Annotated in this window: 28 protein-coding genes; 19 read left to right on the top strand and 9 right to left on the bottom strand. The window is 71.1% G+C overall.

The window, feature by feature from the left end:
* The first annotated feature begins 93 nt into the window (after positions 1-93).
* Positions 94-1,209, top strand: a complete 1,116-nt coding sequence (locus MID12_RS11830) for a methyltransferase domain-containing protein (protein ID WP_263166776.1) — start codon at positions 94-96, stop codon at positions 1,207-1,209.
* A 515-nt stretch (positions 1,210-1,724) separates the two neighbouring features.
* Here MID12_RS11830 and MID12_RS11825 read toward each other — a convergent pair.
* Positions 1,725-2,336 carry a hypothetical protein gene (locus MID12_RS11825; protein WP_078844911.1) on the bottom strand — a complete coding sequence of 204 codons (612 nt, stop codon included), beginning with the start codon at positions 2,334-2,336 and terminating at the stop codon, positions 1,725-1,727.
* Between the two features lie 376 nt (positions 2,337-2,712).
* Between MID12_RS11825 and hemL the strand changes: the two genes are divergently transcribed.
* The 7 genes from hemL (at position 2,713) to ccsB (ending at position 10,985) form a co-directional block, all read left to right on the top strand.
* Complete coding sequence (hemL, locus tag MID12_RS11820) at positions 2,713-4,068, top strand: glutamate-1-semialdehyde 2,1-aminomutase (RefSeq protein WP_263166773.1); 1,356 nt, start codon at positions 2,713-2,715, stop codon at positions 4,066-4,068.
* 83 nt (positions 4,069-4,151) lie between these two features.
* Complete coding sequence (locus MID12_RS11815; RefSeq protein WP_052483124.1) at positions 4,152-4,799, top strand: histidine phosphatase family protein; 648 nt, start codon at positions 4,152-4,154, stop codon at positions 4,797-4,799.
* Positions 4,800-5,261: 462 nt separating this feature from the next.
* Positions 5,262-6,587, top strand: coding sequence for a hypothetical protein (locus tag MID12_RS11810; protein WP_263166772.1), 1,326 nt, complete (start codon positions 5,262-5,264; stop codon positions 6,585-6,587).
* 114 nt (positions 6,588-6,701) lie between these two features.
* The gene (locus MID12_RS11805) at positions 6,702-7,322 is read left to right on the top strand and encodes a TlpA family protein disulfide reductase (RefSeq protein WP_040249733.1); all 621 of its coding nucleotides are present in this window, start codon (positions 6,702-6,704) and stop codon (positions 7,320-7,322) included.
* A gap of 28 nt (positions 7,323-7,350) precedes the next feature.
* On the top strand, positions 7,351-8,088 hold the full coding sequence (locus MID12_RS11800) for a cytochrome c biogenesis CcdA family protein (protein WP_040256913.1): 738 nt from the start codon (positions 7,351-7,353) through the stop codon (positions 8,086-8,088).
* Positions 8,089-8,094: 6 nt separating this feature from the next.
* On the top strand, positions 8,095-9,900 hold the full coding sequence (locus MID12_RS11795) for a cytochrome c biogenesis protein ResB (RefSeq protein WP_040249730.1): 1,806 nt from the start codon (positions 8,095-8,097) through the stop codon (positions 9,898-9,900).
* Positions 9,897-10,985 (top strand): c-type cytochrome biogenesis protein CcsB, encoded by a 1,089-nt coding sequence (gene ccsB / locus MID12_RS11790; RefSeq protein ID WP_040249727.1) that lies wholly within the window; start codon positions 9,897-9,899, stop codon positions 10,983-10,985. The genes MID12_RS11795 and ccsB overlap by 4 nt, the downstream gene beginning before the upstream one ends.
* Positions 10,986-11,086: 101 nt before the next feature.
* On the opposite strand, the gene MID12_RS11785 is transcribed toward ccsB, so the two are convergent.
* Both MID12_RS11785 and MID12_RS11780 read right to left on the bottom strand, forming a co-directional pair.
* On the bottom strand, positions 11,087-11,848 hold the full coding sequence (locus tag MID12_RS11785; protein WP_052482273.1) for a ScbR family autoregulator-binding transcription factor: 762 nt from the start codon (positions 11,846-11,848) through the stop codon (positions 11,087-11,089).
* Between the two features lie 644 nt (positions 11,849-12,492).
* Positions 12,493-13,242 carry a ScbR family autoregulator-binding transcription factor gene (locus tag MID12_RS11780; protein WP_078844908.1) on the bottom strand — a complete coding sequence of 250 codons (750 nt, stop codon included), beginning with the start codon at positions 13,240-13,242 and terminating at the stop codon, positions 12,493-12,495.
* Between the two features lie 382 nt (positions 13,243-13,624).
* Here MID12_RS11780 and MID12_RS11775 point away from each other — a divergent pair, with 382 nt between their 5' ends.
* Positions 13,625-14,626 (top strand): ScbA/BarX family gamma-butyrolactone biosynthesis protein, encoded by a 1,002-nt coding sequence (locus MID12_RS11775; protein WP_052482272.1) that lies wholly within the window; start codon positions 13,625-13,627, stop codon positions 14,624-14,626.
* Positions 14,623-15,708: an NAD-dependent epimerase/dehydratase family protein gene (locus MID12_RS11770; RefSeq protein WP_263166766.1), complete on the top strand. Its 1,086-nt coding sequence runs from the start codon at positions 14,623-14,625 to the stop codon at positions 15,706-15,708. The genes MID12_RS11775 and MID12_RS11770 overlap by 4 nt, the downstream gene beginning before the upstream one ends.
* A gap of 95 nt (positions 15,709-15,803) precedes the next feature.
* Here MID12_RS11770 and MID12_RS11765 read toward each other — a convergent pair whose 3' ends face one another.
* The 5 genes from MID12_RS11765 to MID12_RS11745 all read right to left on the bottom strand — a co-directional run bounded on the left by MID12_RS11765 (position 15,804) and on the right by MID12_RS11745 (position 18,281).
* Positions 15,804-16,463 carry a hypothetical protein gene (locus MID12_RS11765; RefSeq protein ID WP_263166764.1) on the bottom strand — a complete coding sequence of 220 codons (660 nt, stop codon included), beginning with the start codon at positions 16,461-16,463 and terminating at the stop codon, positions 15,804-15,806.
* Positions 16,453-16,662, bottom strand: a complete 210-nt coding sequence (locus MID12_RS11760; RefSeq protein WP_168542543.1) for a hypothetical protein — start codon at positions 16,660-16,662, stop codon at positions 16,453-16,455. Before MID12_RS11760 ends, MID12_RS11765 begins: the two co-directional genes overlap by 11 nt.
* Before the next feature lie 182 nt (positions 16,663-16,844).
* Positions 16,845-17,189, bottom strand: a complete 345-nt coding sequence (locus MID12_RS11755) for a DUF952 domain-containing protein (protein WP_040249714.1) — start codon at positions 17,187-17,189, stop codon at positions 16,845-16,847.
* A 9-nt stretch (positions 17,190-17,198) separates the two neighbouring features.
* The gene (locus tag MID12_RS11750) at positions 17,199-17,768 is read right to left on the bottom strand and encodes a CchlQ (protein WP_263166758.1); all 570 of its coding nucleotides are present in this window, start codon (positions 17,766-17,768) and stop codon (positions 17,199-17,201) included.
* A 36-nt stretch (positions 17,769-17,804) separates the two neighbouring features.
* Positions 17,805-18,281 carry a PLD nuclease N-terminal domain-containing protein gene (locus MID12_RS11745; protein WP_263166756.1) on the bottom strand — a complete coding sequence of 159 codons (477 nt, stop codon included), beginning with the start codon at positions 18,279-18,281 and terminating at the stop codon, positions 17,805-17,807.
* Positions 18,282-18,370: 89 nt separating this feature from the next.
* On the opposite strand from MID12_RS11745, the gene MID12_RS11740 reads away from it, so the two are divergent.
* The 6 genes from MID12_RS11740 (at position 18,371) to MID12_RS11715 (ending at position 23,449) form a co-directional block, all read left to right on the top strand.
* Positions 18,371-19,822 (top strand): menaquinone biosynthesis decarboxylase, encoded by a 1,452-nt coding sequence (locus MID12_RS11740; protein WP_263166753.1) that lies wholly within the window; start codon positions 18,371-18,373, stop codon positions 19,820-19,822.
* A gap of 77 nt (positions 19,823-19,899) precedes the next feature.
* Positions 19,900-20,739: a menaquinone biosynthesis prenyltransferase MqnP gene (mqnP, locus tag MID12_RS11735; RefSeq protein WP_052483122.1), complete on the top strand. Its 840-nt coding sequence runs from the start codon at positions 19,900-19,902 to the stop codon at positions 20,737-20,739.
* Positions 20,740-20,781: 42 nt separating this feature from the next.
* A complete protein-coding gene (locus MID12_RS11730) occupies positions 20,782-20,937 on the top strand; it encodes a hypothetical protein (protein ID WP_263166751.1) in 156 nt (51 codons plus the stop codon).
* 120 nt (positions 20,938-21,057) lie between these two features.
* A complete protein-coding gene (locus MID12_RS11725; protein ID WP_263166750.1) occupies positions 21,058-21,714 on the top strand; it encodes a CatB-related O-acetyltransferase in 657 nt (218 codons plus the stop codon).
* Positions 21,711-22,703: a virginiamycin B lyase gene (locus tag MID12_RS11720; protein ID WP_263166747.1), complete on the top strand. Its 993-nt coding sequence runs from the start codon at positions 21,711-21,713 to the stop codon at positions 22,701-22,703. Before MID12_RS11725 ends, MID12_RS11720 begins: the two co-directional genes overlap by 4 nt.
* A 71-nt stretch (positions 22,704-22,774) precedes the next feature.
* Positions 22,775-23,449 (top strand): UbiX family flavin prenyltransferase, encoded by a 675-nt coding sequence (locus MID12_RS11715; RefSeq protein WP_263166746.1) that lies wholly within the window; start codon positions 22,775-22,777, stop codon positions 23,447-23,449.
* A 95-nt stretch (positions 23,450-23,544) separates the two neighbouring features.
* Here the strand turns inward: MID12_RS11715 and MID12_RS11710 are convergent, their stop codons facing one another.
* Entirely contained in the window at positions 23,545-23,688 is a 144-nt protein-coding gene (locus tag MID12_RS11710; RefSeq protein WP_163011110.1) for a hypothetical protein, read from the bottom strand.
* A 135-nt stretch (positions 23,689-23,823) separates the two neighbouring features.
* Between MID12_RS11710 and MID12_RS11705 the strand changes: the two genes are divergently transcribed.
* The 3 genes from MID12_RS11705 to MID12_RS11695 all read left to right on the top strand — a co-directional run bounded on the left by MID12_RS11705 (position 23,824) and on the right by MID12_RS11695 (position 26,461).
* The gene (locus tag MID12_RS11705; protein ID WP_040249697.1) at positions 23,824-24,279 is read left to right on the top strand and encodes an Lrp/AsnC family transcriptional regulator; all 456 of its coding nucleotides are present in this window, start codon (positions 23,824-23,826) and stop codon (positions 24,277-24,279) included.
* 105 nt (positions 24,280-24,384) lie between these two features.
* On the top strand, positions 24,385-25,548 hold the full coding sequence (gene mqnE, locus MID12_RS11700; protein ID WP_263166742.1) for an aminofutalosine synthase MqnE: 1,164 nt from the start codon (positions 24,385-24,387) through the stop codon (positions 25,546-25,548).
* A gap of 97 nt (positions 25,549-25,645) precedes the next feature.
* Positions 25,646-26,461: a hypothetical protein gene (locus MID12_RS11695; protein ID WP_263166739.1), complete on the top strand. Its 816-nt coding sequence runs from the start codon at positions 25,646-25,648 to the stop codon at positions 26,459-26,461.
* The last annotated feature ends 122 nt before the right edge of the window (positions 26,462-26,583 follow it).

Raw genomic sequence — 26,583 nt, 5'->3', positions numbered from 1 at the left:
CGCCCAAGAAGGACTCCCCGTACGAGAGGGACTGCTGAGTTGGCATCCCACAGCCAGGCGCGCCCCAGCCACGTCGGGCTGGGGCGTGCCCTCATGAGTGCGGGCGTCCTCACCTCGGACTGGGCGCCCTCCTTCGCCGCCGTGCCCCGGAGCTTGTTCCTGCCCGAGGCCGTGTGGCCCTTCGACATGGAACGAGGGACGAGTGTCGCGGTGTCGCGCGCTGTCGATCCCGAGCGCTGGCAGGACTACGCCGACTCGGACGTCCCGATCGTCACCCAGTGGGACGACGGCGAGCACACGGGAAGCGAGCCCGGAACGCTGCCGACGTCCTCGGCCTCCATGCCCAGCGTCGTCTTCGCCATGCTCGGCTCCCTCGGCGTCCGAGCAGCCGACCAGGTACTGGAGATCGGGACCGGGACGGGCTGGAACGCGGCCCTGCTCGCCCACCGCCTGGGCGCCCGGAACATCACCACCCTGGAAGTCGACGCCACCGTCACCGAGACCGCGCACACCGCGCTGCACCAAGCCGGACACCCGGTGCGGGTGGTGTGCACCGACGGCGCCCTCGGCTACCTGGACCACGCACCGTACGACCGGATCATCGCCACCTGCGCGGTACGCGAGATCCCCGCCGCCTGGATCGAGCAGTGCGCACCCCGCGGTGTCATCCTCGCCCCCTGGGGGACGCACTGGGGAAACGGGGACGCGGTGGTGAAACTCGTGGTGAGCGCGGGTGGCGGCAGTGCTGGGGGGAAGTTCACCGGCCCCGTGGAGTTCATGAAGCTGCGCGAGCAGCGCCAGCCGCCCGTCCGCCACCGGGACTACGTCACCGCCGACGCCGAACGCGAGGAACACACGAGCCACTTGACCCAGCAGCAGTTCCCCGGCGGCCCGTTCAGCGCCTTGCAGTTCACGCTCGGGCTGCGCGTGCCGCGCTGCGTGCGCGTCGTGGCCGAACCGGAGAACGGGCGGCAACCTGTGTGGCTGTACAGCCTCACCGACCGCTCCTCGGCCTGCGCCCTCTTCAAGGACCAACAACCCACCCAGGTCTGGCAGTCCGGCCGTCGCCGCCTGTGGGACGAGGTCGAAGCCGCCTGCACCTGGTGGACCATGAACGGCCAACCCGCGCACGAGCGCTTCGGGCTCACCGTCACCGCCGAAGGTCAATCCGCTTGGCTCGACTACCCGCACAACGCCTGGCCTCTGTGATCTCCACACCTCTACGCGCGAACTCAATGCCGGGCGAGCGCTGACACCGCGGTGAAGCCATCATCGGTGCCGCGGTGAATTGACGAGCGATGGTCCTATTAGTCCGTGGGGACAGTGGCCTGTGTGGGCTCCGAGGCCGGGAGCTAGACATCAGGACCTGCGGGTCCGACACAGACGCCAGATGAGATCGAGAGTGAGAATCGGCCTCGGCCAGGCTAGATGCCCCGCCGTAGCCGCTCTACGTAGCGTCGGTGGGCGTGACGTGTGCCCCCGGGTTTCACCTCGGGGGATACGCGGACCTCGGTGTTCGGCAAGATCCGTGCACGATGAGCGATCCACACCACGTGTTCGTTGGACGGTCTGGGTGGAGACACTGTGGGGACGTCCGTACCCTCGACGAAACCTCTGTGCCTTCAGTGCCTGGCTGCTTGACGCACTCTCTCCGGCACGAAAGAGGGCACGAGGCCCCAAGCCTCTACTACCGGTGATTCGCCTGCCCCCGGTGAACCCTCAGCTCACGGCCACACCAGACAGTAAGGCTGATGCCCCGCCTCATGCAGCCGGTGGCTGAAGTCCTGCCATTCGTGGAGGAGTTGGTAGACGTCGAAGGCGTCGCGGGGGCCGCCGCGGTCGGGGACCGTGGACCAGATGAAGGCGGCGGCGCCGACCGATTCCTCGCCGATGCCGCGCAGCGGGTCGACGACGGTCATGGGGAGCTTGACGACGGCGTAGTCCGGGTGGAGGACGACGAGTTCGAGCGGGGGGACGCGGTGCAGGGGGACGCCTTCGATGCCGGTGAGGACCATCGCGGCCATGGTCTCGGGTTTGATCTTGGTGAACATGCCGCCCATGCCCAGCTCGTCACCGCCGAGCTCGTCCGGCCGCATCGAGATGGGGACCCGGGCCGCGGTCGCGCCGTCGGGCGCGCCGAAGTACTTGTAGGTCACCCCCACCCGGCCACTCCTGCTTTCCGGCACCGTTCCGCTCGTCTCGCTCCGCTCGCCGGGCAACTGGCCGCCGGTCGTGTCCGTCTCCGCCGCGTGCGTGTCCCGGCGGTGCCTGCCCCGCCGGGCACGCCTGGGACCGAGGTCGTCAGTGCCCTCGCCCAGTCCGCCACCGCGATGCATATCTCCACCCGACTGCTCATCTGGATGCACAGCAGTACCGCGCAGCCCGATCATCGTGTCAATGACCTCCCCCACGGCCGCCCGCCGAAACGTGCGGCGGCACACCTGTCCGCGAGGTGCGGGCGCGTGGGGCGCCCGGACGCGGCGGCATGCGGGAGGTGCTCGTGAGAACCCCGGCCCATGGTAGGTGGTGTGCCCGCGCCGCGACCACGGAAGAAGGGGGCCGATCGCTTGCGGGAGCGTATTTCCGCCGCCGCCCCCCTTTCGCCACCCGCCGCTCCCGCTCCCGCCACCCCGCGGCCCGCCCGCCCCGGCCCGCGGCCGCCCGCCCGGGCCGGGCCGGGGCGCCCACCGCGCGGGCCGTACGCTGAGGGGTATGGCAGAGGCGAACATTGACCACGGCACCGTTCACCCGGCGGAGACCGTGCCCTACCCCGCGGACGCGCCCCGGTCCGCGGCGCTCTTCGACCGGGCCGCGCAGGTGACCCCAGGTGGCGTGAACTCGCCGGTCCGCGCCTTCCGGGCGGTCGGCGGCACCCCGAGGTTCATGGTCTCGGGCACGGGTCCTTACCTGACGGACGCGGACGGGCGCGAGTACGTCGACCTGGTCTGCTCCTGGGGGCCGATGATTCTCGGCCATTCGCACCCGGAGGTGCTCGCCGCGGTGCAGGCGGCCGTCGGGCGCGGCACCTCCTTCGGTACGCCGGGGCAGGGCGAGGTCGAGCTCGCCGAGGAGATCGTCGCCCGGGTCGCGCCGGTCGAGCAGGTGCGCCTGGTCTCCTCCGGCACCGAGGCGACCATGTCGGCCATCCGCCTCGCCCGCGGCTTCACCGGGCGCAGCAAGGTGGTCAAGTTCGCGGGCTGCTACCACGGCCATGTCGACGCCCTGCTCGCCGCGGCCGGTTCGGGGGTCGCCACCTTCGCGCTGCCGGACACCCCGGGGGTGACCGGCGCCCAGGCCGGCGACACCCTGGTGCTGCCGTACAACGACCTGGAGGCGGTACGCGCCGCCTTCGCCGCGCACCCCGGCGAGATCGCCTGTGTGATCACCGAGGCCTCGCCCGGCAACATGGGCGTGGTCCCGCCGAAGGACGGTTTCAACGCCGGGCTGAAGGAGCTGTGCGCCGCCGACGGCGCGCTCTTCGTCTCGGACGAGGTGATGACCGGCTTCCGTACGTCGAGGGCGGGCTGGTTCGGCGTCGACGGTGTGGTGCCGGACCTGATGACCTTCGGCAAGGTGATGGGCGGCGGCTTCCCCGCGGCGGCCTTCGGCGGCCGGGCGGAGGTGATGGCCCACCTCGCCCCCGCGGGCCCCGTCTACCAGGCCGGCACCCTCTCCGGGAACCCGGTGGCGACCGCGGCGGGCCTCGCCCAGCTGCGGCTGCTCGACGAGGCGGCGTACCAGAAGGTGGACGCGGCCTCGGAGCGGATCCGCTCGCTGGTCACCGAGGCGCTGAGCAAGGAGGGCGTGGCGCACCGGGTGCAGTCCGCGTCCAATATGTTCTCGGTCTTCTTCACCGAGCGGCCGGTGTACGACTTCGCGGACGCCAAGTCCCAGGAGGGCTTCCGCTTCACCGCCTTCTTCCACTCGATGCTGGCGCAGGGCGTCTATCTGCCGCCCTCCGCCTTCGAGTCCTGGTTCGTCTCGACCGCGCACGACGACCGCGCCGTGGAGCGCGTCGCCGCCGCGCTCCCGGCCGCCGCCCGCGCGGCCGCGGAGGCCACCGGATGAGCGGGCGGCAGCAAGAGCGCACGGGCGGGGAACGGCAGGGGAGCGGTGAGGCAGTGAGTGGGGAGCGGACCGTCGTCCATGTGATGCGGCACGGTGAGGTGCACAACCCGGAGGGCGTCCTCTACGGCCGCCTCGACGGCTACCACCTCTCCGAACTCGGCCGCCGGATGGCCGACCGGGTCGCCGAGCACCTGGCGCCGCGCGACATCACGTACGTCGTCGCCTCCCCGCTGGAGCGGGCGCAGGAGACGGCGGCGCCGATCGCCGGGAGCCACGACCTGGAGCTGGCCACCGACCCGCGGCTGATCGAGGCGGAGAACGTCTTCCAGGGCAAGACCTTCGGCGTCGGGGACGGTGCGCTGCGCCGCCCCGCCAACTGGAAGCACCTGGTCAACCCCTTCCGCCCGTCCTGGGGCGAGCCGTACACCGAGCAGGCCGAGCGGATGCTCGCCGCCGTCGAGGCGGCGCGGGACGCGGCCCGGGGGCACGAAGCGGTGTGCGTGAGCCACCAGTTGCCGATCTGGACGCTCCGCAGCCACCTGGAGAACCGCAGGCTCTGGCACGACCCGCGCAAGCGGGAGTGCACCCTCGCCTCCCTCACCCGCTTCACCTTCGAGGGCGACCGGCTCGTCTCGGTCGGCTACAGCGAGCCCGCCCGCGATCTGGTCCCGGCCCACCTCCTGGCGGGCGCCAAGCCGGTGAAGGGCGAGAGCAAGGCGTACGGGGCGTAAGGGACTTCCGTCCGGAGCGGCCCCGGGGGCCCGTTCGTGCCCGCGCGCGCTCCGGACGCCTCGCCGGACACGGCGGAACGCGCGAGCAAGTACGACACGTACGACATGGGGGCGCACAAGCCCGCGCACACGGCGCACGCACGGCCTGAAAGGGAACCATGCGTGCGCCGTTGCCGTCGTTGTCAGTGACGCGTGTGGCTCCTCGCGCCTTCCGGTGACCCTGAGCCCCGCGTGGTGCCCCTCGGGGGCCGGGCCCTGCTGCCCGTTCGCGCTCGCTCCCCGTAGCGGATGGGGAACGGAACGTGGCGAATCGGTGCAGAGGGGTTCACAGCACAGCACAAGGCTGCAAAGGGCATTGAACACAGCAATCCGGCGCAACCTCCGCGCCCTGAGCGGCCTCTCACACAGTGCCCGGCAGCCGCCGGGGACGCAGCAGACGACCAGAGAGAGGCGGGGCCGGAGATGAGCGGCATAGGCGGGGTCAGCCGCAGGGGCGTACTGGGAGCGGGGGCCGCGGCGGCGGCGCTCGGGCTCACCGGGTGCGGCACCCTCAGCCACGACAAGGGCGGCAGCGGCGGACCCGGCCGGACCCGGCCCGAGGGGCGGCCCCCCGCCTCGGTCCGCGATCCGCAGCTGATCGGCGACGGCTCGACCGCGTACACCGGGCGCCAGCCGCACCAGCCCGAGACGCCGAAGCCGCTCGAACCGGGCGAGACGCCGCCGCAGTTCGTGGTCTTCTCCTGGGACGGCGCGGGCGAGGTCGGCAACGGGCTCTTCCCCCGCTTCCTGGACCTGGCCAAGGAGCACGGCGCCGCGATGACCTTCTTCCTCTCCGGGCTCTATGTGCTGCCCGAGTCGAAGAAGCGCCTGTACCGCCCGCCGAACAATCCGGTCGGCGCCTCCGACATCGGCTACCTCACCGACGCGCACATCAGGGACACCCTGACCAACCTGCGCCGCGCCTGGCTGGAGGGCCACGAGATAGGCACCCACTTCAACGGGCACTTCTGCGGCGGCACCGGCTCGGTCGGCAACTGGACCGGGGCCCAGTGGCGCGACGAGATATCCCAGGCGAAGTCCTTCGTGACCAAGTGGCGCACCCACACCGGCTTCGAGGACCTCGACCCGCTGCCCTTCGACTACGAGAAGGAACTCGTCGGCGGCCGCACCCCCTGCCTGCTCGGCCAGGAGAACCTGCTGCCGACCGCCCGCGAACTGGGCTGGCGCTACGACGCCTCCTCGCCCGGCGGCCTCCAGCGCTGGCCGCGCAAGAAGAGCGGCGTCTGGGACCTGCCGCTGCAGGCGGTCCCCTTCCCCGGGCACAGCTTCGAGGTCCTGTCGATGGACTACAACATCCTCGCCAACCAGTCCAAGAACTCCACCCAGGCCCCCGCCCACAACTACCCGGGCTGGCGCACCCAGGCGACCGAGGCCTATGTGGCGGGATTCACCCGCGCCTACGAGTCCAACCGTGCGCCCCTGTTCATCGGCAACCACTTCGAGGCCTGGAACGGCGGGATCTACATGGACGCCGTCGAGGAGGCGCTGAAGCGGATCGTGCGCACGGGCGAGAAGAGCGGGAAGAAGGACGTGCGCCTCGTCTCCTTCCGGCAGTTCACCGACTGGCTCGATGTGCAGAAGCCCGCGGTGCTCGAACAGCTCCAGGGCCTCGACGTCGGTCAGGCCCCGGCTGCGGGATGGAGCGGATTCGCCAAGGAGGCCGAGGGCTCCTCCGGGCAGGGCGCCCCGGACTCCTCCGGGCAGGGCACCCAGGAGAGCGCGGGCTGAGCCGCCCCGCCGGAGACCGGCCCCGCACCCCGCCCAAACCCCCGCTGAAATGGGAAAATCCGTACAGGCGGGGGGCGGCCAAGATCCCCTGATCCGGCATGCGAAACTTTTCACATGAGTGCCGCCAGCCGCGATTCCCGCCCCGCTGCAACCGTTCGTCGTGCCGTCCGCCTCGGCGCGCTGACGGCGGCCGCCGCGCTCGCGCTGGCCGCCTGCGGGGCCGGCGGCACCTCCGGCGGCTCCGGCAACACCAACTTCGTCACCAGCAAGGACGGCATCTCCACGGTCAAGAGCGCGGACCGCAAGCCGGGCCCCGAGATCAGCGGCAAGACCCTCCAGGGCAAGCCGCTCGACCTCGCGGACCTGCGCGGCAAGCTCGTCGTCCTCAATGTCTGGGGCTCCTGGTGCCCGCCCTGCCGCGCCGAGGCCCCCGGCTTCGTGAAGGTCGCCAAGGCCACCGAGCCGAAGGGCGTGGAGTTCGTCGGCCTCAACACCCGGGACACCGGCACCGGTCCGGCCAAGCGCTTCGAGGAGAACTTCGGCGTCCCCTACCCGAGCCTGTACGACCCGGCGGGCAGGCTGATGCTGCGCTTCCCCAAGGGCACCCTCAACCCGCAGGCCATCCCCTCCACGCTCGTCCTCGACCGGAAGGGGCGGGTGGCCGCCCGCTCGCTGCAGCCTCTCAGCGGGGAGGATCTGCAGAAGATGCTCGACCCCCTGATCGCCGAGAAGTGATTCCGTGGACACCCTCGCCGCCGGCACCATGAACCAGACGGTCTACAGCGGAGCCCTGCTGCTCGCGCTGCCGATCGCCGTCATCGGCGGGCTCGTCTCCTTCTTCTCCCCGTGCGTGCTGCCCCTGGTCCCCGGCTACCTCTCGTACGTCACCGGGGTCAGCGGCACCGACCTCGCGGAGGCCCGGCGCGGCCGGATGGTCGGCGGCGCGGGCCTGTTCGTGCTCGGCTTCACCGCGGTCTTCGTCTCCGGCGGCGCCCTCTTCGGCTACTTCGGCGCCACGCTGCAGGAGTACCAGGGGCCGCTGTCGAAGATCCTCGGCGTGCTGATGGTGCTGATGGGGATCTTCTTCATGGGGCTGATGCCCTGGCTCACCCAGCGCGAGTTCCGCTTCCACAAGAAGCCGGTGACCGGGCTCGCCGGTGCCCCGGTGCTCGGCGCGCTCTTCGGCATCGGCTGGACGCCCTGCCTCGGCCCGACCCTCACCTCGGTGAACCTGCTCGCCGCCGAGCAGGGGAGCGCGTGGCGGGGGGCCATACTGATGGTCGCCTACTGCCTGGGACTCGGCCTGCCCTTCGTCGCCGCCGCGGTCGCCTTCCGCAAGGCACTGGGCGCCTTCGGCTGGGTCAAGCGGCACTACGCCTGGGTGATGCGCATCGGCGGCGGCATGATGATCGCGACCGGACTGCTGCTGCTCACCGGCGCCTGGGGGCGCGTCGTGCAGGAGATGCAGGTCTGGTCCAACGGCTTCACGGTGGGGATCTGAGATTCGATGAGCAAGTCTTCTGCCCCGACGGGGACCAGCGCCCCGGGCGAGTCCGAGGCGCCGGACACCGCGCCGTCCCGCCCCGAGGACGCCCGCCCGGAGAGCGAACCGGAACTCGGCGCCGCCGGTGCCCAGCTGTCCACCGCGCCCCGGGAGGAGAGCCTCGCCCAGCTGCCCGCGCTCGGGGTGATCGGCTGGGTGCGCTGGTTCTGGCGCCAGCTCACCTCGATGCGGGTGGCGCTGCTGCTGCTCCTGCTGCTCTCGCTCGCGGCCATCCCCGGCTCGCTGATCCCGCAGACCGGCGCCGACGAGCTGAAGGTCGAGGAGTTCCAGCGCACCCACACCACCCTCGGGCCGCTCTACGAGAAGGTCCAGCTCTTCGACGTCTACAGCTCGGTGTGGTTCTCCGCGATCTACATCCTGCTCTTCGTCTCCCTGGTCGGCTGCATCGTGCCGCGCTCCTGGCAGTTCGTCGGCCAGCTGCGCAGCCGCCCGCCGGGCGCCCCCAAGCGGCTGACCCGGCTGCCCGCGTACACCACCTGGCGCACCGCGGCCGGTGAGGAGGAGGTCCGTGCCGAGGCGCGGGCCCTGCTCGGGCGGCGGCGGTTCCGGGTGCACGCGAGCGGGGACGCGATCGCCGCGGAGAAGGGGTATCTGCGGGAGGCGGGCAACCTCGTCTTCCATCTCTCGCTGATCGTGCTGCTCATCGCCTTCGCCTGCGGCCAGCTCTTCAAGTCCGAGGGCGGCAAGCTGATCATCGAGGGCGACGGCTTCGCCAACACCCTGCCGCAGTACGACGACTTCAAGTCCGGCAGCCTCTACGACCCCGAGGACCTGGCCCCGTTCAGCTTCGACCTGGACAACTTCGTCGGCACCTACGAGCGCAGCGGCCCCAACACCGGCACCCCGCGCACCTACCGCGCCGACATCACCTACCGCGAGGGCGCCGACGGCCCCCCGAAGAAGAAGTCCATCGAGGTCAACAAGCCGCTCAACGTCGACGGTTCCAAGGTCTACCTGGTCGGCCACGGCTACGCCCCGGTGATCACGGTGCGCGACGGGCGCGGCGAGAAGGTCTACAGCCAGGCCGTGCCGCTGCTGCCGATCGACTCCAACCAGACCTCGACCGGCGCCGTCAAGGTCCTCGACGGATACAAGGACGGCAAGGGCAAGAAGGAGCAGCTCGGCTTCAACGCCTTCTTCGTGCCGACCTTCGCGGGCGCGGGCAAGGGCCAGATGTTCTCCCAGTTCCCCGCCCTGGACTTCCCCGTCCTCGCGCTCTCCGCCTACCACGGCAGCCTCGGCGTGGACTCCGGCATCCCGCAGAACGTCTACCAGCTGGACACCCGGAAGATGGCGAAGTTCAAGGACGCCAAGGGCGAGCTGCTCAAGAAGCGGCTGGTGCCCGGCGAGACCATGAAGCTGCCGAACGGCGCGGGCTCGATCACCTTCGAGAAGGAGATCAAGGAGTGGGCCACCTTCCAGGTCTCCCAGCAGCCCGGCAACGGCTGGGCGCTCGGCGGGGCGGTCGCCGCCATCGCCGGGCTCAGCGGTTCGCTCTTCATCCAGCGCCGCCGCGTCTGGGTGCGCGCCCGCACCGGTGAGGACGGCGTGACCGTCGTCGAGATGGCGGGCCTCGGCCGCAGCGAGTCCGCCCGGCTCGGCGAGGAGCTGGGCCAGCTCTCCGGCGCGCTCCACACCCGCGTACCGACCGTCGGCGAGCCGGAGCCCGAGACCTCCGCCGCCACCCCGCCGACCGCCGCGGCCGGCGCCGACCCCGACCTCGTACCCGCCGAAGGGGCTGAGAAGTGACCCTCGCCGTCGCCAACAACGAGAACCTCGCGCAGATCAGCAATGTCCTGATCTACTCCGCGATGGCCGTCTACACGCTGGCCTTCTTCGCGCACCTGGCCGAGTGGATCTTCGGCAGCCGGAGCAAGGTCGGCCGGACCGCGGCCGCCCTCACCGCCACCGGGGAGGCCGCCACCGCGGCGGCGCCCGCCGTGCGGGTCGAGCAGCAGGGCGGCGGCACCGCGGTCCTGGAGCGGCCGAAGGTCGTGACCCGGTCCGCGGCCGGTGCCTCGGACGTCCCCGACGGCCCCGGCGCCGCGGGCGGCGACGAGCAGGGCGACCTCTACGGCCGCATCGCCGTCTCGCTCACCACGCTCGCCTTCCTGATCGCCGCGGCCGGCGTCCTCACCCGCGCGCTCTCCGTGCAGCGCGCGCCGTGGGGCAACATGTACGAGTTCAACATCACCTTCTCCACGGTCGCGATCGGCGTCTACCTCGGCCTGCTCGCGCTGCGGAAGAACGTCCGCTGGCTCGGCCTGATCCTGGTCACCACCGTCCTGCTCGACCTCGGTCTCGCCGTCACGGTCCTCTACACCGAGAGCGACCAGCTGGTCCCGGCCCTGCACTCGTACTGGCTCTGGATCCACGTCTCCACCGCGATCTTCTGCGGCGCGGTCTTCTACGTCGGCGCGATGGCCACGGCCCTCTTCCTCTTCCGCGACTCCTACGAGAAGAAGCTGGAGCGCGGCGGTCAGCCCGGCCGCTTCGCCACCTCGGTCCTGGAGCGGCTGCCCGCCTCGGCCTCGCTGGACAAGTTCTCCTACCGCGTCAACGCCGCCGTCTTCCCGCTGTGGACCTTCACGATCATCGCGGGCGCCATCTGGGCGGGCGACGCCTGGGGCCGCTACTGGGGCTGGGACCCCAAGGAGACCTGGTCCTTCATCACCTGGATCGCGTACGCCTGCTATCTGCACGCCCGCGCCACCGCCGGCTGGAAGGGCCGCAAGGCCGCCTACATCGCCCTGCTCGCCTTCGCCTGCTGGCTGTTCAACTACTACGGCGTCAACATCTTCGTCAGCGGCAAGCACTCCTACGCGGGCGTCTGAGCCCGCGGGCCCTCCTCGCGGGGGCACAGCACGGAGGCCGGTCCCCGCACGCGGTGTGCGGGGCCGGCCTCTTCCGTGGGGGGAGGACTGGGGTGCGGCGCTCAGCCGCGCAGGCGGCCGGGGACCAGCTGCCGTACGGTGCCGTTCGTGCCCGCGGGCAGTCCGGGCGGGGGCACGCTGCTGAGCGGGGAGCCCCCGGAGGGGAGCGGGGAGCCGACCGCGGCAGCGGCGCTGTGCCGGGGGCCGGGGGCGGCCGCCAGCGTCGGGCGCAGCACCCGCCACATCCGGGACATCCACTGCTGGGTGCTCTCCGCCGGTACCTCCGGGCGCCCGAGCGCGGCCCACTGGTACGGGGTGCTGGTCAGCCGCTCGGCGCCCATGGTCACCGACATGATCAGCGCGGTCGCCGCCCGCACATCGGTGCCGGGGGCCAGACTGCCGTCCGCGACCGCGCGGTTGAGCATCCGGTGCAGGGTGCTGAGCCAGTAGACCTGCGCGTTGAGGGCAGGGTCCTGGGGGCTCTCGAACTCCTGGGCCAGGCGGGTCCCCGCGCGCACCACCACGTCCGCGGTGAGCAACTCGGCCAGCGCGTGCGTCATTTCGACCACGATCTCCAGGGCGGGGCCCTGCCGCTCGGCCAGGTCCTCCAGGACCGCCGCCGAGAGCGAACTGGCCTCGGCCTGGACGGCGCGGCCCAGTTCGGCCTTGGTGGTGAAGTGGAAGGACAGCCCGCCCTTGGTCACCTTTGCCTGTTCGCTGATGGTCATCAGGGTGGCCCGCTGGTAGCCGACCTCGTCGAAGACGGTCGCCGCGGCCTGGATCAGCTTCGCCCTGGTTCTCTCGGCTCGTTCCTGAAGTGCCACTTCACACCGCCCCGATGCTTGGCTCGCCACCGCGTCCGCGCGATGGGTACGTGGAGATACGCACGGTTCGGCCACGGCCATGGCAGCCGCCGAACCTGACTCTGACACCTCACAGCCTAAAAACAGACCGACCGGTCCGTCAACTGTGCGGCCCATCCGCTGTTTTCTGGCGTGAACCCCCGTGGTTCCTGGCGCGAACCGTGCGAAGGAAGCGGGCGAGGTCACAAATGCAGACGATTGATAAACCAGGCACCCGGTTTTATGCTCAGCCCACTGGACGGCCGGAGCCGTGCCCTCAGGGGCCATGGCCGGGGGAGTCAGGGAGGGGAGGGCATGAACGCGGTGCGAGAAGTCCGCGGCGAACACGCCATGCCCTCTCGGGACGCCCTCGACTGCCGTGCGGGAAAGGTGAGTTCCCAGGGAGCGGATCCTTCACGCTCCGGCCGGCCGGTGCGCTCCCGCCGCGTACAGGGGGCGCGGCGGCGAGCGCACGGCGAGCGATCGCAGGGGACACGGCCGGAGGGGACGCGACCGCGGAATCCGAAGTGCTCGCGGTGCGCGAAGTGCTCGCGGTGCGCGAACTGGCGTACGGGACCCGCGCGTTGGGCGAGGTGCCCGAGGCCGCGGGCGCGGGTGCGGCTGCTTCAGCCGACGCGGTCGATGTGGTTGAGGTCCCCGGCGCCCGGGGCCCCGGCGGCGGCATCGATGCCACCGCCCGTGCCGCGCTCGGCCGGGGCCGAGTCGCGCTCCTTCTCCTCCTCCAGCGCCGCCAGCTCCTCCAGTGGGAGGGTGCCCTCGGTCTTGATCCAGGAGATGACCGCGGGGTTGGCGATGCCGGGCAGCAGGTGCCGCCACAACTGGGCGACGCGCTCCCGCAGATCGGCACGCTTGGTGACCGACTCGGAGATCAGCTGGATCCCGGTGAACGAGGAGACGATCAGCTCGGCCGTGGTCTCCGGGTCCACATGCGGCAGCACCTCGCCGCGCGCCTTGCCCTCCTTCAGGAGGTGGGCGGTGGTGTCGAACCAGTCGCCCCAGGGGTGCGGCCCCCCGAAGAAGACGCCTTCTATGGAGAGCCGGGTGCCGGCCCGCGCCATCGGATCGTGCCGCAGGGCGTACGCGAACTGCTGGCCGCCGTCGACGAGTGCCTGGAGCGGGGAGCCGCCCGCGCGCTCGTGCGAGGTGAAGTCGACGGTCGCCGTCTGCTCGTCCATGATCGCCTGGGCGATGGCTTCCTTGGACTGGAAATGGAAGTAGAGGGCACCCTTGGTGACGTTCGCCCGGCGCAGTATCTCGGAGATGGCGGCGCGTTCGTAGCCGTAGTCGTCGAAGACGCTCGCGGCGGCTTCCACGATCGAGCGCCGCGTCTGCACGGCACGCGCCTGCTTCGCCATTCGTTTGCCTCCGGACGTTGCTCGCGTTCACCCGCTTCGTACCGGGTAATCATCAAGGGGGTGACGATCTGTCCAGTCTACGTGAGCACCGGTTTGTTTTGTGCGGGCAGGGGATTCCCCTCTTTGCCGGGTAAAGGGTTCCAGCCAGCGATTGCCGAGCGCCCCGAGGGTCGTGTGAGCTGTGCTTCGGCACCCGCGTTACCGGCGTCACCGGGCCGAAATCTCTGGTAATTCGCCGTTCTGTCCGTTATCTCGGCCGCCTCGAATCGCGGCCGAAGATGACAAAGAATGTTTGAGACCCAAACAAACCGGTCCGGTGGTTTTTTTGATATCGTCGCCACACGAGAGGCGCCCCGCTTCTCACGCAAGGGGGGAGAATCAGATGAGCTTGATCGTCGCCGCATCCGGTCAGCCCGTTCACGCCGCCCAGCGTCACTTCGCCGTGGACTCCCCGGATGTCACCTCCGTTCCGCGCCAGATCGTCCACCGCGCCGACGATGCGGACGTCCTCCTCACCCACTTCCGCCAAGTGGGCACCGACAGCTACCACTTCGCCGTCCGCTGGCCCCAGACGCACGCCCTGTTCCGCCCGGTGCGCGGCAGGCAGAACCCGATGCTGATCGCCGAGACGATCCGCCAGGCCGGCACCGCCCTCGCCCACGCCGCTTACCACGCCCCGCTGGACAACCAGTTCCTCCTGTGGGACCTGCACTACGAGGTGCCGGACCACCCGGTCGTCGCCGCGCTCGGCGCCCCGGCCACGGCCGCCGTGCACGCCCGCGAGATCAAGATGCGCGGCAAGCGGCTGGCCGTGATCCGGGTCGAGGTCGAGCTGTACTGCGAGGGCATCCTGGTCGGCCGCGGCGGCGCCGCCGCCAACTGCGTCTCGCCCGCGGCCTATCGGCGGCTGCGCCCCGGCCGCGCCGACTCCGTCCAGATCGAGGTGCCCTCGCCCGTGCCGCACGGGCTGACCGGCGCCGAGCCGGGGGACGTGATGCTCGCCGCCTCCGGCCGCCCCGGCACCCTGCTGCTGCGCGCCGACCCGGCCCACCCGGTCATCTTCGACAGCCAGAGCGACCACGTCCCCGGCCGCGGCATCCTGGAGGCGATGCGGCAGGCCGCCCAGCTCGCCACCGGCTTCGAGCACGCCCTCGCGCCCTACGTCAGCGCCGAGTTCAGCAAGTACGTCGAACTCGACCGCCCCTGCTATCTCACCGCCCGCCAACTGATGCCCCAGGACCCCGAGTCGACCCATCCCGTACCGCACGGGCAGATACCCGTCGCGGTGACCCTGACCCAGGACGAGGAGACGGTCGCCCGCGGCCTCCTGCGCATCCAGGACGCGGAACCCGAATTCCCCCACCGCCCCGCCCCGCCCCGATGACCACCCGCGGACGCCTCCTCCTCACCGGAGCCACCGGTTTCATCGGCTCGGCGGTACTGCGGGTGCTGGCCGAGCGCCTCAACGGGGCGGCGTACGTGCCCGGTCGCCCTGATCCGGGGACTCCGGCCGCGCCCGCCCGGGGACTGCCCCACCCGCAGCCCGTGATCCCGGCCCCGCGTGCCGAAGCACGACCCCCGCGGCCGGGTCATCTCACCGCGCTCGTACGGCAGTTCCCCGATCCCGGCAGCCGCGGCTGGCAGCCCGGCGTCGAGTTCTGCGCCGGTGACCTCACCGACGCCGCCTCGCTGCGCGCCGCCTGCGAGGGCGCCGACACCCTGGTGCACTGCGCCTCGTACGTGGGCGGCGACGCCGCCGCCTGCGAGGCGGTCAACGCGCAGGGCACCCGGGACCTGCTCACCGCGGCCGAGCGCGCCGGGGTGCGCCGCGTCCTGTACGTCAGCACCACCGCCGTCTACGGCCCGGGCCCGCACCGGGGCCTCGGCGCGGAGGAGCTTCCGCCCGCGCCGACCTCCCCGACCAGCCGCAGCCGCCTCGCCGCCGAGGAGGCCGTACTCGCCGCGGGCGGCACCGTCCTGCGCGCCCCCTTCGTGCTGGGCCCCGGCGACAAGTGGGTGGTCCCCGCCCTCGCCGAACTCCTGCACCGCGTTCCCGCCCTCCCCGCCGAGGGACGCGCCCTGCTCTCCTTCGTCGCGGTGGACGACCTCGCCGCCCTCCTCGCCGAACTCGCCCTGAGCCCCGACGACTCGACCCCCGGCATCCAGCACGCCGCGCACCCGGACCCCGTCCCGCTGCACGAGTTCGCGGCCCTGCTCACCCGCCACCTGGGCCTGGCGGCACCCACCGCTTCCCTGACCGCCGAGGAGTACCTCGACCGGGTGCGGGACACCCCCGGCCGCGTCACCGCCCACCAGGCCCGGATGCTCACCGAGGACCGCTGGTACCGCACCGAGGTCTGGCAGGCGGCGGGCACAACTCCCGGCCCGGGCACGGCGGTTCGGCTGGCGGAGTACGCCGGGTGGTACCGGGGGGTGCTCACCCCTCCGCGTCATCGCGTGCCGTGACGAGGGTGAGGCGCCCCCTACTCAAAGGGCGGTCCGGAGCGGGAGCTGGCGAGGGGCGCGGCCAGCAGGCTGCCGACCGCGCCACGTAAGCGTCTCTACGACTGTTGCTGTTGCTCCCGCATGAATTCCTCGACGAGTGCCGTGTCACGTCGCATCGCTGCACGCAACTGGCTGCGATGGAATCGGTTCCGGCCCTCCTCGACCACCTGCTCCCAGCCCTCCCGGGGCTCAGCCAGCCGCTCGTTGACGAGAAACTCGATGACGTCCTCCAGGCTCGGCCGGAAACGCTTGCCGCCGACTGGAAAGTGGATCTTGTCCAGCGATCTCTTGCGGTCGCCGTCTCTGTTCAGGGCCTGCAACGCCGCGGACTGTCCGTAGACCTGGAGGTGCGCGGCCGTGTACTGCTCCTTCTCGCGCTCGAAATCGAAGTGGCAGAGGGCCGTCTTCAGATCCGCGTCGGAGAAGATGCCACAGTACGACTTACTTACCGTTAGGTATTTCTGCTCATGATCCAAGTGCACCTGGTAGCTGAGGTTCATCCACAGCCGAGGGGCCTTTTTGTCGATCCGGACGGGGAAACCCTCTGGTTGCGTCAGGTTCTGACGAGAGAGGCCTGAACCCACAGTGAAGACGTCCAGCGTCCGTGACGGTCGCTGGACAGCCACGATGCGTACATCGCTGCAGATCGTGGCGTTCAGTGTGTATTGCAGATCCCTGGCGAAGTCACGAGCCTGACGCCCAAGCTCAAAGGTCAACCGTGCCGCCGATGGATACCCAGAGGGCGTGTGCCTGAGCCGAGGAGAAGTCTCTGCGTTCCGCCTGCTCTTCCAGGTCCGCGTAGGTCAGGCCCAGGTCGGCTAGCGCCCGTGCTGCGGCCTCCCGGAACTCGTCTTCGGAGACAACGATGACGGACTCGTCTTCATGATCGGTCGTCCACTGCTCAACCACTGTCATCGTCTGCCCCCAGCGAACGGTGCCTTGTGTAAGTGAGTGTTCTCCATAGCTCTGACACTCTCTCGTACTCGCAGGTACGTGCACTACTTCCGTTCCCACAATGGCCAAAGATCCACCGTCATGGCGTCAACCTCGAACGGCTGACCCCGTACCTCGCAGCCTGTCCGCCGCGACCACCCTCTTCACCCCTCCCACCGCTCCACCCCCACCACGGCCCCCACCTCGATCGCCCCGTACACATGCGGAAAGGTCTCCTCGGAGTCGGGGGAGCCCGGTTCGTGGCGGATGGGGGCGGTGAGGCGGGTCGGGTCGACGACCAGGACGACGAGTTCGTCGGGGCCCTGGTAGGAGCCGTACAAGAAGGCCGCCACGCGCGGGAGTTGGTGGCGGGCGGAGCAGTGGATGAAGCCGACTTCGGCGAGGGTCCTGCCCCGGGTGGACCACTCGTAGGTGCCGCTCGCCTTCGCGGCCTCCCACAGGGAGCGTTCGGTGAGGTGGAGGAGGGGTTCGGGTGCGGTGTCCGGCATGCCGGGAGGCTACCCGGCCGGGCCGCCGCCGAGTCCGGGCTCCGCCGCACGCTCCCGGCAGCTCGGGCAGCGGTCCCGGCCGTCCCAGCTCTGCCAGCCGAAGGCGGCGGGTGTCAGCGAGCGGCCCTCCAACTCCCGGCGTACGGCGACCCGGTAGCGCCAGACGCTGTCCAGGTACGGGTGGTAGGCCTCGTGGAAGGCGGCCGAGTCCTGGGCGGCGCCGCCCGCCACCGCGCGCTGCAGGGCGCGCAGGTGCTCGAAGAGGGACTGCCCGGCGCCCGCCACGGCGGTCGTCGCGTCGATGTAGAGGCGTTCGCGGGCCTCGTAGATGCCCGTGTCGTTGAGGGCGGCCCGGGAGTCGGTGTCGCGGTCGGCGGTGGTGGCCGGGTGCTGGGCGATCTCGCGGAGGCGGGTGTGGCAGGCCCCGGCGGCGGCGATGAAGTCGAGGTAGAGGGCGCGGCGGCGCTCCTCCAGACCGCGGTCGTCCTCGTGGTGGTGGCGCAGGTAGTCGGCCAGCACCGTGCCGGTCACGGCGAGCAGGCCGCCGCTGGCCGTCGCGACGAGGGTCCCCCAGTCCACCGTGCTCCCCCTGCTGTCAGATCGTCGGGCCCGCTGTCAGGACTCGTCCTCCGACCTGCGGCCCTCCCCCTCCGGCCGGTCCGCGGACTCGCGCCGCTTCAGCTCCTCCTCGCGGCGGCGCAGGTCGGCCTCCCAGTCCTTCAGGAGGGCCTCGTCCCTGTCCGGGGCAGCCGTGTCCGGGTCCGCGGGGCCGTCCTCGTCCGCCGCTCGCGCGGGCCCGTCCTTCTTCAGCCCGTGCAGGAAGTCGGGGTTGTCGTCGGGGGCGACCCAGCCGCCCCGGGAGCCGCCCCGGTTCCAGGGGGTGTTCGCGCCCCCGGCTCCGGCGGAGCGGCGCGCCTTGCCCGCGACGAGCCAGGCGACCGGGCCGATCAGCACCTCGCCGAAGAGGAGCACGATGATGACCCAGACCACCTTCGGGAGGTGCTTGACCTCCTCCTCGGGGGTGTTGAGGCAGTCGATGAAGGCGTAGATCCACAGCGCCAGGACCAGCAGGAACGGCAGATACCTGAGCATGGTGGTGCTTTCCCCCAGCAGGAGACGGTGCGGCGGGGAGCGGGCCCCGGTGACGGGCTCAGGGTAGCCGGTGCCGGATACTGGGCCCCATGGCTTACGACGATCTTCGCTCGCTGCTCCGGGCCCTGGAGCGGGACGGCGACCTCAAGCGCATCAAGGCCGAGGTGGACCCGTATCTGGAGGTCGGGGAGATCGTCGACCGGGTGCAGAAGTCCGGCGGCCCCGCCCTCCTCTTCGAGAACGTCAAGGGCTCGGCGATGCCGCTGGCGATGAACGTCTTCGGCACCGACCGGCGGATGCTCAAGTCGCTCGGGCTGACCTCGTACGACGAGATCGCGGAGAAGATCGGCGGGCTGCTGAAGCCGGAGCTGCCGCAGGGCTTCGTCGGCGTACGGGAGGCCTTCGGCAAGCTCGGCCGGATGGCGCACGTACCGCCGAAGAAGGTGAGGGACGCGCCCGTGCAGGAGGTCGTGCTGCGCGGGGACGAGGTGGACCTGGAGCGGCTGCCCGCGCTGTTCACCTGGCCCGAGGACGGCGGCTCCTTCTTCAACCTCGGGCTCACCCACACCAAGGATCCGGACACCGGCATCCGCAACCTCGGCCTCTACCGGCTCCAGCGCCACGACCGCCGCACCATCGGCATGCACTGGCAGATCCACAAGGACAGCCGCAACCACTACCAGGTGGCCGCCAAGCGCGGTGAGAAGCTGCCGGTCGCGATCGCCTTCGGCTGCCCGCCCGCGGTGACCTACGCGGCGACGGCCCCGCTGCCGGGCGACATCGACGAGTACCTCTTCGCCGGGTTCCTGCAGAACAAGCGGGTGGAGATGGTCGACTGCAAGACGGTGCCGCTCCAGGTGCCCGCGCAGGCCGAGGTGGTCATCGAGGGCTGGCTGGAGCCCGGGGAGATGCTGCCGGAGGGGCCGTTCGGCGACCACACCGGTTTCTACACCCCGCAGGAGCCCTTCCCGGCGCTGCGGATCGACTGCCTCACCATGCGCGAGCGGCCGCTGCTCCAGTCGACCGTGGTGGGCCGGCCGCCGATGGAGGACGGTCCGCTGGGCCGCGCCACCGAGCGCTTCTTCCTGCCGCTGCTCAAGATCATCGTGCCGGACATCGTGGACTACCACCTGCCCGAGGCGGGCGGCTTCCACAACTGCGCGATCGTCTCGATCGACAAGAAGTACCCGAAGCACGCGCAGAAGGTGATGCACGCGGTCTGGGGCGCGCACATGATGTCGCTGACCAAGCTGATCGTCGTCGTGGACTCCGACTGCGATGTGCACGACCTGCACGAGGTCGCCTGGCGCGCGCTCGGCAACACCGACTACGCCCGCGACCTCAGCATCGTCGAGGGCCCCGTCGACCACCTGGACCACGCCTCGTACCAGCAGTTCTGGGGCGGCAAGGCCGGGATCGACGCGACCGCGAAGTGGCCCGAGGAGGGGTACACGCGCGACGGCGGCTGGCCGGGGATGGTGCTCTCCGACCCCGGCACGGCCGCCACGGTGGACCGGCGCTGGAAGGAGTACGGACTGTGAGCACGGCGGAGGAGGTCCTCGGCGGCCCCGGCGACGCCCGGCCCGAGGGCAGGGTGCGGGCCTTCCTGCGGCTCGTCATGATCGAGCACTCGGTCTTCGCGCTGCCCTTCGCCTATATCGCCGCGCTGACCGCGATGTACGAGTGGGACGAGAACGTGCACTGGGGGCGGCTGCTCCTGGTCACCGTCGCCATGGTCGGACTGCGCACCTTCGCGATGGCCTGCAACCGGATCATCGACCGCGAGATCGACGCCCGCAATCCGCGCACCGCGACCCGCGAGCTGGTCACCGGCGCGGTCTCGGTCCGCTCCGCCTGGACCGGGGCGCTCGCCGCCCTCGTCGTCTTCCTCGGCGCGGCCGCCCTGCTCAACCCGCTCTGCCTGGCGCTCGCCCCGGTCGCCGTGGTGCCGATGGTCGTCTATCCGTACGGCAAGCGCTTCACCCACTACCCGCACGCCATCCTCGGTCTCGCGCAGGCGATGGGCCCGATCGGCGCCTGGCTCGCGATCAGCGGCGCGTGGAGCTGGGAGGCGGTGCTGCTCGGCCTCGCCGTCGGCGTCTGGATCGGCGGCTTCGACCTGATCTTCGCCTGCCAGGACGTCCAGGCCGACCGCGCGCACGGCGTGAAGTCGGTCCCGGCCCGCTTCGGCATCCCCGCCGCCCTGCACGGCGCCCGCGCCTGCCACCTCCTCACCATGGCGCTCTTCGTCTGGTACGCCCTGGCCACCGGCGCCGGCCTCTTCTTCTGGCTCGGCCTGCTGATCGTCGCCGCCGCCTTCCTCTACGAGCACGCGATCGTCCGCCCGCACGACCTCTCCCGCCTGAACCGCGCCTTCTTCACGGTCAACGGCTTCATCGGGATCGCCCTGTTCGTGTGCGCGCTGCTGGATCTGGTGGTGCGGGGGCTGACGGTCTGAGTACGGTGCGCCTTACCAGCGGGTACAGGAAGGGAGAACGCCGTGACCGTCTCGGAGATCGACCGCCTGCACTCACAGCTCAGCCGTTTCGAGGGCATGTTCCCCGGCTTTGAGTACGGCAAGGAGCCGACCGCGGACTCGACGGCGGGCCGCCTTGTCGTCGACACGAGTCCTCTTCCGGTCGACCCGGGGGCCTAGGGGGCACGGCGCCGCCCCGCCGAAACCCCGTTGTCCCCGCCGCGAGGCCTGGGTCAGACTCCGTACGGCGCCGTCGGCGCGCCCCGGCCCGCCTCGTGGACCCATCGAAGGACACCCGCCTTGGCACCTGATCCCTCCGTCGTCCATCCGCTGCCCGCGCATGAGCGGGTGGTCTTCCTCAGACCGCTGGTCAGCTCGCCGAAGATCGCGGTGGGGGAGTACACGTACTACGACGACCCCGAGGGCGCCCGGGAGTTCGAGCACCGCAATGTGCTCTACGCCTACGGGCCGGAGCGGCTGGTCATCGGCAGGTACTGCGCGATCGCGGCGGGCACCCGGTTCCTGATGGCCGGTGGAGAGCATCCCTCGATGGGGGTGTCCACGTATCCCTTCGCCATGTTCGGCGGGGAGTGGGCCGAGCGGACCCTCGACCTGGTCACCGGGATGCGCAGCCGCGGGGACACGGTGGTCGGCAACGACGTCTGGTTCGGGTACGGGGCCACCGTGATGCCGGGGGTGCGGATCGGGGACGGGGCGATCGTGGCCGCCGGGGCGGTGGTCACCGCCGATGTGCCCCCTTACACCGTGGTGGGAGGCAATCCTGCCCGGACGATCCGCCGCCGCTTCGAGGCGGAGGACGTCGAGCGGCTGCTGCGGGCCGCCTGGTGGGACTGGCCCGCCGAGCTGGTCACCGCGCACGCCCGCACCCTGATGGCCGGTTCCCCGCAGGAGATCGCGCGCATCGCCGCGGCCGAGGGACAGGAGCGGCGGGGATGACGCCCCGGGAGGGCGAGGAGGCGGAGGAGTACGTGGAGATCGAGGGAGAGGGAGCCGAAGAGGCCGTGGGCGTCGAGGAGTTCGCGCAGGGCGAGGGGTTCGCGGAGGTCGAGGAGTTGACGGTCTGCGATCCCGGTGGCGGTCCGTACGCGATCGCCGCGGGTCCCGACGGGGCGCTCTGGTTCACCCTGGTGCACAGCGGGCGGATCGGGCGGCTCGTCCCGGGGGAGGAGCCGCGCAGTCACCGGCTCGACCCGGACAGCGGTCCCACCGTGCTCTGCGCGGGTCCGGACGGGGCGCTGTGGTTCACGCAGTACAAGGCGCACCGGATCGGGCGGATCACCGTGGCCGGTGAGGTCACCGGGTTCGCGCCGCCGACCGCGGAGTGCGGGCCCTTCGGTATCGCGGCGGGGCCGGACGGCGCGCTCTGGTTCACCGAGACCGCGGCCGACCGGATCGGGCGGCTGGGCACCGACGGGACGTTCACCGAGTACCCGCTGCCGGTGACCGGTGCCTTCCCCTCCGCGATCGCCGCCGCCGGGGACGCGATGTGGTTCACCCTGAACCAGGCCGACGCCCTCGGCCGGATCGGCATGGACGGCGCGGTCACGGTCCACGAGCTGCCCACCGAGGGTGCCGCGCCGGTCGGCATCGCCGTGGGGCCGGACGGCGGCGTCTGGTGGACCGAGATCGGGGCCGGGCAGATCGGCAGGCTGGCGCCCGGCGGCCGGATCACCGCGTACCCGCTGCCCGACCGCTCGGCCCGGCCGCACGCGATCACCACCGACGCGGCGGGCGCGGCCTGGTTCACCGAGTGGGGCGGCAACCGCCTCGGCCGGATCACCGCCGAGGGCGCGGTCACCCACTACGCGCTGCCCACTCCCGCCGCCGAACCCCACGGCATCGCGATCGGCCCGGACGGTGCCGTGTGGGCGGCCCTGGAGATCGGCGCCCTGGCCAGGCTCGGGCGGGCGGGCACCGGCGCCTGAGGCCCGCCGCGCCCCCGGCACCCGGCAGGGTCCGCCCCTCGGCTCCCGGGGTGGCCGGATAGGCTCGGGGTGTGAATCCAGGAGAGAAGCAGCGGCGGCCTTGGATCGTGGGGGTGTCGGGGGCCTCGGGCACCCCGTACGCCGCCGCGGTGCTGCGGGCGCTGCTCGCCGCGGGGGAGAGCGTCGACCTGGTCGTCTCGCGTGCCTCGCGGCTGACCCTGCTCGACGAGACGGGGATCGCCTTCCGGGACGCGCACTGGCAGGAGGACCTGGCGGCATGGCTCGCGCGCGGGGCGGACGGCAAGCCCCTCGGTTCTGCTCCGGACCTCGCGGACGTGCGGTACTGGAGCGCGGGTGACCTTGCCGCCGGGCCGAGTTCGGGCTCGTACCCGGTGAAGGGGATGCTGATCGTCCCGGCGTCCACGGACTGCGTGGCCGGGGTGGCGCTCGGTCTGTCGAAGGACCTGCTCCAGCGCACGGCGAGCGTGACGCTGAAAGAGGGCCGGCGGCTGGTCGTCACGGTGCGGGAGACCCCGCTGAACGGCCAGACGCTGCGGCACCTGGTGACGCTGGACGAGGCGGGCGCGGTGGTGCTGCCCGCCTCGCCGGCGTTCTACGCGGGCGCGAGCCACCTGCAGGATCTGGTGGACTTCGTCGCCGGGCGGGTGCTCGACGCGGCGGGTGTGCCGCACGGCCTGTACCGCCGCTGGGAGGGAGAGCTCTCACGTGGCGCGCGGGAGAGTTGACCGCTGCCCGGCGCCGGGGCGCCGGGCGGAACCGGGGGGTGCCGGTTCCCGCGAGGGCAGCGCGAAAGGGCCGGGCGCGGGCCCGGCCCGGCAGGTCAGCGCTTCTTGGCGGTGCGCCTGCGGCCGAGACCGGCGCGGCGCGGGGAGGCGGACTGATGAACACGCGAGCGGTGGGCAGCGTCCTGCAGCTCGCGCATGCGGGCGTACGCCATCTCGATCGTGTACACGGGGTAACTCACTCCTGAATGATCGTTGCTGAACGATTGAATGCTTCGTCGCCAGTTCGGCGAAGATTCACAGGGTGTCGGACCCTGTGTGCCTTAGATTCTACACCAAAACTGCGGTCATTGCAGAAGAAGGAAAGGCATCGACCTATGGACGCCGTGGACAGGCAGCTCATCCAGGCACTCCGTGAGAACGGCAGAGCCTCGTACGCCGAACTGGGGCGCCTCGTCGGCCTCTCCGGCCCCAGCGTCACCGACCGCATCAACCGCCTGGAGGTCGCCGGGGTGATCACCGGCTACCGGGCCACCGTCGACTCCAAATCGCTGGGCCTCGGGGTCACCGCCCTGGTCGGCATCTCCCTCTCGGACGCCACCGACCACGAGGACGTGGCCGAGCGCCTGAAGGACCTCGGCGAGATCGAGGACTGCTGGTTCATCGCGGGCGAGGACTCGTTCATGCTCAAGGTGCGGGCCAGCGACGTCGACGGCCTGGAGCGGACCATCCGCCGCCTCTCCGCGATCAAGGGGATCTCCCGCACCCGCACCATGGTCGCCCTCTCCACCAAGTGGGAGAACCGGGTCGGCGAGCTGCCCGAGGCCGAGTGAGGCACGGGTGCGCGCGGCCGCCCCGGGCGGGGCGGCGGGCGGCGTAGCGGCAGGGAGTACGGTGGCGGCGGTACGGGGCACGGACACAGGAGAGGCGGTCGGCGCATGGACGCGGGGCTGAAGCGCGAGCTGGAGGAGAAGGTCCGCGGGGGCGAGCGGCTGAGCCGGGAGGACGGCCTCGCGCTCTACGACTCGGACGACCTCGCCTGGCTCGGCGGTCTCGCCCACGAGGTGCGCACCCGCAAGAACGGCGACGTGGTCCACTTCAACATCAACCGCCACCTCAACATGACCAATGTCTGCACCGCCTCCTGCGCCTACTGCTCCTTCCAGCGCAAGCCCGGCGAGAAGGACGCGTACACGATGCGCATCGAGGAGGCGGTCCGCCTCGCCGGGGAGATGCGCGGCGAGAACCTCACCGAGCTGCACATCGTCAACGGGCTGCACCCGAAGCTGCCGTGGCGCTACTACCCGCGCTCGCTCAGCGCCCTCAAGGAGGCGCTGCCCGAGGTCTCGCTCAAGGCCTTCACCGCCACCGAGATCCACCACTTCGAGAAGATCTCCGGGCTGCCCGCCTCCGAGATCCTCGACGAACTGATCGACGCCGGACTCGAATCGCTCACCGGCGGCGGCGCCGAGATCTTCGACTGGGAGGTCCGGCAGCACATCGTCGACCACGAGACCCACTGGGAGGACTGGTCGCGCATCCACCGCCTCGCCCACGAGAAGGGGCTCAAGACGCCCTGCACCATGCTGTACGGGCACATCGAGGAGCCGCGCCACCGCGTGGACCACGTGCTGCGGCTGCGGGAACTCCAGGACGAGACCGGCGGTTTCCAGGTCTTCATCCCGCTGCGCTACCAGCACGACTTCGTGGACATGAAGGACGGCAAGGTCCGCAACAAGCTCCAGGCCCGCACCACCATGGCCACCGGCGCCGAGGCCCTCAAGACCTTCGCCGTCTCGCGGCTGCTCTTCGACAACGTCCCGCACGTCAAGGTCTTCTGGGTGATGCACGGGGTGCAGACCGCCCAACTCGCCCTGCAGCACGGCGCGGACGACATGGACGGCTCGGTCGTCGAGTACAAGATCACCCACGACGCCGACAACTACGGCACCCCGAACAAGCTCACCCGCGACGACCTGCTCGACCTCATCCGCGACGCGGGCTTCCGGCCGGTGGAGCGGAACACGCGGTACGAGATCATCCGCGAGTTCGAGGGACCGGACCGCGGGCGGCGGGAAGTACCGCAGGCCATGAGGGTCTGAGGTCTCGGGGGCCAGCAGAGTCCGACGGCTCAACTCTGTTAGCTGCAAACGGAGTTGAGCGGGGGAGCCTGTCCCCGGATCCGGGTATGACAGGTGGGTGGAGAGCCCGGTAGAAGCACAGGATGCAGCGCGCCCCGTCCGTCTGGGGGTGCTGAAGCGGTGGGAGCGGCCTGCGGCCGGAGTGGCCGGCGGTGTACTCGCCGGTGCCGGAGTTGCGGCGGTCTTCGTCTCCCGGAACCAGGCGGGCAGTGCCACTCTGGTGGTGATCGGCGGACTGTTCCTGCTGATGGCCGTGAGTGGCCGGACTATCGAAAGCGTACGATTCGGCGACTGGGAGTTCACAATGGCGGAACTGCGCAGGCAGGCGGCCGAGCAGGCTCGTTCCGGGCGAACCGATCAGGCGCAGGCCACCCTGCATGTTCTGAAGAAGCTCAGTCCGGTGGCCGACCGGGATCCAGAGGTTCGCGCCGTGGAGATCTCGCTCTTCGAGAACCGGGTCGTCGAGGCCGTCGAGGCCGCGCGTATCGAGGGCGAGCAGGTGGAAAGCCATGAGAACGCCGACTTGGGCGAGCCCCTCGCCATCCTCGTGGCCCAGTCCGGCGGCGTTCGGATCGGTGTCTTCGCCGCTTACGCCTCGAACGATTCAGGCCGCATCGACGCCTCGGTGGTGGATCAATTCGTCCGGCGGGCGAGGGACATGGCCTGTGAGGCCCTTCTCTTCGTCAACGGAACACTGCGTCAGGAGGATCTTGAACGCCTCGTCGAGGGTATTGAGCGGGACGGGGGCCCGCTCGTGGGTGTGGAGACCTGGGCTTCCATCACAGAAGCCGGTTCGCTGCGCCCCGCCGTCGACTACCTGCTGGAAAGAGTTCGCGGCTCGCGGGACGAAGGCATCACCCTCCCTCACCAGTGATCTTGGGTGCGGTATCGCTTGCCGTGCTCCGGGTCGACGTACCTGGGGTTGAGGTGCCCGACGACGATATGTGGCGCCCGAGGCATGCGCGGGGCGTGGTGCGTACCACCCCGAAACCCCCT

The organism is Streptomyces sp. SCSIO ZS0520 (genome assembly GCF_025643355.1).
Taxonomy (GTDB): Bacteria; Actinomycetota; Actinomycetes; order Streptomycetales; family Streptomycetaceae; genus Streptomyces; species Streptomyces physcomitrii.
This window is presented reverse-complemented; position numbering and strand designations above follow the sequence as displayed.

What these genes read in the sequence shown, in the direction of transcription:
- MID12_RS11830 (WP_263166776.1), top strand. Translation starts at nt 94, where the DNA reads ATGAGTGCGGGCGTCCTCACCTCGGACTGGGCGCCCTCCTTCGCCGCC.
- MID12_RS11825 (WP_078844911.1), bottom strand. Translation starts at nt 2,336, where the DNA reads ATGCATCGCGGTGGCGGACTGGGCGAGGGCACTGACGACCTCGGTCCC.
- hemL (WP_263166773.1), top strand. Translation starts at nt 2,713, where the DNA reads ATGGCAGAGGCGAACATTGACCACGGCACCGTTCACCCGGCGGAGACC.
- MID12_RS11815 (WP_052483124.1), top strand. Translation starts at nt 4,152, where the DNA reads ATGCGGCACGGTGAGGTGCACAACCCGGAGGGCGTCCTCTACGGCCGC.
- MID12_RS11810 (WP_263166772.1), top strand. Translation starts at nt 5,262, where the DNA reads ATGAGCGGCATAGGCGGGGTCAGCCGCAGGGGCGTACTGGGAGCGGGG.
- MID12_RS11805 (WP_040249733.1), top strand. Translation starts at nt 6,702, where the DNA reads ATGAGTGCCGCCAGCCGCGATTCCCGCCCCGCTGCAACCGTTCGTCGT.
- MID12_RS11800 (WP_040256913.1), top strand. Translation starts at nt 7,351, where the DNA reads ATGAACCAGACGGTCTACAGCGGAGCCCTGCTGCTCGCGCTGCCGATC.
- MID12_RS11795 (WP_040249730.1), top strand. Translation starts at nt 8,095, where the DNA reads ATGAGCAAGTCTTCTGCCCCGACGGGGACCAGCGCCCCGGGCGAGTCC.
- MID12_RS11780 (WP_078844908.1), bottom strand. Translation starts at nt 13,242, where the DNA reads ATGGCGAAGCAGGCGCGTGCCGTGCAGACGCGGCGCTCGATCGTGGAA.
- MID12_RS11775 (WP_052482272.1), top strand. Translation starts at nt 13,625, where the DNA reads ATGAGCTTGATCGTCGCCGCATCCGGTCAGCCCGTTCACGCCGCCCAG.
- MID12_RS11770 (WP_263166766.1), top strand. Translation starts at nt 14,623, where the DNA reads ATGACCACCCGCGGACGCCTCCTCCTCACCGGAGCCACCGGTTTCATC.
- MID12_RS11760 (WP_168542543.1), bottom strand. Translation starts at nt 16,662, where the DNA reads ATGACAGTGGTTGAGCAGTGGACGACCGATCATGAAGACGAGTCCGTC.
- MID12_RS11755 (WP_040249714.1), bottom strand. Translation starts at nt 17,189, where the DNA reads ATGCCGGACACCGCACCCGAACCCCTCCTCCACCTCACCGAACGCTCC.
- MID12_RS11745 (WP_263166756.1), bottom strand. Translation starts at nt 18,281, where the DNA reads ATGCTCAGGTATCTGCCGTTCCTGCTGGTCCTGGCGCTGTGGATCTAC.
- MID12_RS11740 (WP_263166753.1), top strand. Translation starts at nt 18,371, where the DNA reads ATGGCTTACGACGATCTTCGCTCGCTGCTCCGGGCCCTGGAGCGGGAC.
- mqnP (WP_052483122.1), top strand. Translation starts at nt 19,900, where the DNA reads ATGATCGAGCACTCGGTCTTCGCGCTGCCCTTCGCCTATATCGCCGCG.
- MID12_RS11720 (WP_263166747.1), top strand. Translation starts at nt 21,711, where the DNA reads ATGACGCCCCGGGAGGGCGAGGAGGCGGAGGAGTACGTGGAGATCGAG.
- MID12_RS11705 (WP_040249697.1), top strand. Translation starts at nt 23,824, where the DNA reads ATGGACGCCGTGGACAGGCAGCTCATCCAGGCACTCCGTGAGAACGGC.
- mqnE (WP_263166742.1), top strand. Translation starts at nt 24,385, where the DNA reads ATGGACGCGGGGCTGAAGCGCGAGCTGGAGGAGAAGGTCCGCGGGGGC.